Origin of the sequence: Veillonella sp. oral taxon 780 str. F0422, from assembly GCF_000221605.1 — a bacterium.
Classification (GTDB): domain Bacteria; phylum Bacillota; class Negativicutes; order Veillonellales; family Veillonellaceae; genus F0422.
The window spans coordinates 1-3004 of record NZ_AFUJ01000066.1 but is presented as its reverse complement, the minus strand read 5'-3'; the positions used below and the strand labels follow the sequence as shown (position 1 = coordinate 3004).

Sequence of the window (3004 nt, the reverse complement as noted above, 5' to 3'; positions counted from 1 at the left end):
TAGATTTTAGTGCCAATATTAACCCCTTGGGAATGAGTGCCAAGGGGATGGATGCTATGAATGAGGCATTTCAACATGTGATACATTATCCAGATCCAGACATGACGAACCTTTTGCTATCACGTCCGAATTGTGGGATATGCCAAAAGAATACATTGCTTTCGGTAATGGTGCAGCTGAATTAATCTATGCCATATGCCGATTGCCAGAAATAGAAGCTGTGTATGTGCCAGCTCCTGGATTTTCAGAGTATAGCCATGGTGCTCATTCGTGTGGCCTACCAGTCATAGAATATGAATTACAATTTGATGCGGATTCATTTTGCTTTTCCTATCCTTTAACAACGATATTACATGATTTAAATCAGTCTAAGCATCGCTTAGTATTTATTGGGAATCCCAATAATCCATGTGGCACCTTGTGGAAACATGAAAGTCGTGAATTAATTGAAGTTTGCAAGAAAAATGGTCACTATCTAGTGTTTGATGAGTCATTTGTTGATTTTTTAGGGGATGACTATTCTATGCGAAACTATGTGAAAGAGTATGACAATGTGATAGTTGTACATTCTTTAACTAAGTTTTACGCAGTTCCCGGTCTACGTATTGGGGCGATGATGGCAAATCCTATGATTATTAACTTCATTAAATCTCATATTCCATCTTGGACTGTAAATCATTTAGCGCAAATATATAGTGAAAAAGCCTTACAAGATACAGACTATATACAAGAGACTCGGACAGTACTAAAACAGAAAAAGAATGGCTATATAAGAAGATTGTACAGATGGATGTATTACAGTGCATTGAACCATCTGTGAATTATATTCTCTGTCATCTAGATGATCAGTATTCTTTAGAAGATATGATTCAGCACTTGTATCATCAATCTATATTAATTAGAGACTGCTCTCACTATACTGGGTTAGGCCCCAATTGGTTTCGTATCGCTGTCAAAACAAGAGAGCAAAATGAACAATTATTGCAAGCTTTACGAGCATATTTTACATTATAACAGGAGATACTATGATACAAATTTACTTTGTCCGCCATGGTGAAACGGATTGGAATCATCTAGGAAAGCACCAAGGATTTAGTGATATACCTTTAAATGAAAAAGGTATGGCCCAAGCTGTGGATGTGGGTGATGCCTTACGAGATGTTCATTTTGATAGAGCTATCGTTCCAGACCTAGTAAGAGCTAGGGTTACGTCTGAAGAAATTCTAAAAGGCCGATATATTCCTACCACTTTTACAGAAGGATTACGGGAAATTAACTTTGGCGACTGGGAAAGCTTAACATATTCTGAAATTAATGAACGCTGGCCTGGCCAAATCGAAGCCATTTATGAAGATCCATCAGAGAAACCAATTCCTAATGGGGAGACAGTAGAAATGGTGCAAGAACGCGCTTATACTCGTTTATTAGAAGAGTTAGCGCGTATGGAGGATGGTGAACGGTTATTGGTAGTTTGTCACGGAGGAACCATACGCACATTATTATGTGCATTAACGGGTATTCCATTGAATTGCTTATGGCGGTTAGCACAGGGGAATACAGCTGTTAGTGTGGTGGATTTCTGGGGTGACCAATCTCCTTATAATCGTATTTGTATATTAAATGATACATCGCATACTCATGTGAGAGAAGGTGGTTACGGTGAGGATTGATAAGTTTTTAGCCCATAAGGCTTTTGGTACAAGAAAAGAAGTACATGATTTAATCAAACAGGGTCTTGTAAAGGTAAATGATAGTATTGTTAAGAAAAAGACATGCATATCAATCCTGATGTAGATGTGGTTACGGTTCAAGATCAAGTTGTACAAGCACAATTAGAATATTATATTAAATTTCATAAACCAGCTGGATATGTAACAGCTGTAGAAGATTCTACAGATCCTACTATCATGGAATTACTTCCTGAAGAGTTTCAAACTTTGAAGGTATTCCCTGTGGGGCGACTTGATAAAGATACAGAAGGGTTGTTATTATTAACCAATGATGGTCCTTGGGCTCATAAAATTATTCATGGCAAAAAAATATTGGTAAAACTTACTATGTAGAATATAGTGGTGCTTTATCAGATGAAGGTATACAACGTATACAAGCTGGTATGGTTTTAGGGGATGGTACAGAGTGTAAGCCGGCAGAACTATCGCTTCACAATGATGAAGGAGTGATGAATGAGTTTGGTGAAATCATTCACTCCTGTGAATTGACTATTTACGAAGGGAAATATCATCAAGTGAAACGTATGATTGGTGCCTGTGGTGGGACGGTAACGTACTTACAACGCATTGCTATCGATAGAATTACCCTTGATTCTATTGAAGAAGTGGGCACATTCATAGATTTAACAGAAGAAGAAAAAGAAATTAGTTTAATCGAATCTAATTCAATTTGTCATAACTATGCATTATATGGTATCATTAGTTGATGCTTTTTAAGGAGGCGAGATGATGAATGGATTAGCAACTTTACAAGGATTCCTACAAGAAGAATCATACGGGGGCGCTATTCTTATTAGTCCTATTAATCTGCATTATTTTGCTGGCTTTACAGGAACTACAGGGGTTGCCCTTGTAACGCCTAACAAAGCGTATATGATAACGGATAGTCGTTATACAGAACAGGCAAAAGAACAATGTGAAGGATACGAAGTAGTAGAATATACAGGTGATGTATATGAAACAATTAGGGACTTACTAAAACGTTCAAGTATTGGTTTAACTACATGTTGCTTTGAAGGAAACTATATGAGTGTCGATGTATTTCAGCAAGTTTGTGATACATTGAATGAAACAGAATTTTTATCCTTCGATTTTGCTAGCCTTCGTATAGTGAAACGAGAAGATGAACTGAAATATTTACGGCAAGCGTTTAATATTGCAGATGAATCATTTGCAGCTATGTTACCGCAGCTAAAAGTGGGGATGACTGAAAACGAGGCACGTATTATTCTAGAAACAGAAATGTTACGACGTGGATCTAAAGAGCCATCGTT

Annotated in this window: 7 protein-coding genes and 1 pseudogene; all 8 read left to right on the top strand. The window is 37.3% G+C overall.

Annotated features, from left to right (window positions below):
- Positions 1-185: pseudogene (locus tag HMPREF9200_RS08870) on the top strand (hypothetical protein); the annotation flags it as partial.
- Entirely contained in the window at positions 140-820 is a 681-nt protein-coding gene (locus HMPREF9200_RS07485) for a histidinol-phosphate transaminase (RefSeq protein ID WP_009354117.1), read from the top strand. The pseudogene HMPREF9200_RS08870 and the gene HMPREF9200_RS07485, both read left to right, overlap by 46 nt.
- Positions 787-1014, top strand: coding sequence for a hypothetical protein (locus tag HMPREF9200_RS08185; protein WP_009354118.1), 228 nt, complete (start codon positions 787-789; stop codon positions 1012-1014). Before HMPREF9200_RS07485 ends, HMPREF9200_RS08185 begins: the two co-directional genes overlap by 34 nt.
- 11 nt (positions 1015-1025) lie before the next feature.
- Complete coding sequence (locus HMPREF9200_RS07480; protein ID WP_009354119.1) at positions 1026-1670, top strand: histidine phosphatase family protein; 645 nt, start codon at positions 1026-1028, stop codon at positions 1668-1670.
- Entirely contained in the window at positions 1651-1794 is a 144-nt protein-coding gene (locus HMPREF9200_RS09125) for a S4 domain-containing protein (protein WP_369688085.1), read from the top strand. The genes HMPREF9200_RS07480 and HMPREF9200_RS09125 overlap by 20 nt, the downstream gene beginning before the upstream one ends.
- Positions 1773-2063, top strand: a complete 291-nt coding sequence (locus tag HMPREF9200_RS09120) for a pseudouridine synthase (protein ID WP_009354116.1) — start codon at positions 1773-1775, stop codon at positions 2061-2063. Before HMPREF9200_RS09125 ends, HMPREF9200_RS09120 begins: the two co-directional genes overlap by 22 nt.
- 50 nt (positions 2064-2113) lie before the next feature.
- On the top strand, positions 2114-2437 hold the full coding sequence (locus HMPREF9200_RS09115) for a hypothetical protein (RefSeq protein ID WP_255260744.1): 324 nt from the start codon (positions 2114-2116) through the stop codon (positions 2435-2437).
- Positions 2438-2459: 22 nt separating this feature from the next.
- Positions 2460-3004, top strand: a 545-nt coding sequence (locus tag HMPREF9200_RS07470; protein ID WP_038145183.1) for an aminopeptidase P family protein, incomplete at its 3' end; no start/stop codon positions are given.

Coding starts and splice junctions, on each gene's coding strand:
- HMPREF9200_RS07485 (WP_009354117.1), top strand. CDS start 140: ATGCCAAAAGAATACATTGCTTTCGGTAATGGTGCAGCTGAATTAATC.
- HMPREF9200_RS08185 (WP_009354118.1), top strand. CDS start 787: ATGGATGTATTACAGTGCATTGAACCATCTGTGAATTATATTCTCTGT.
- HMPREF9200_RS07480 (WP_009354119.1), top strand. CDS start 1,026: ATGATACAAATTTACTTTGTCCGCCATGGTGAAACGGATTGGAATCAT.
- HMPREF9200_RS09120 (WP_009354116.1), top strand. CDS start 1,773: ATGCATATCAATCCTGATGTAGATGTGGTTACGGTTCAAGATCAAGTT.
- HMPREF9200_RS09115 (WP_255260744.1), top strand. CDS start 2,114: ATGGTTTTAGGGGATGGTACAGAGTGTAAGCCGGCAGAACTATCGCTT.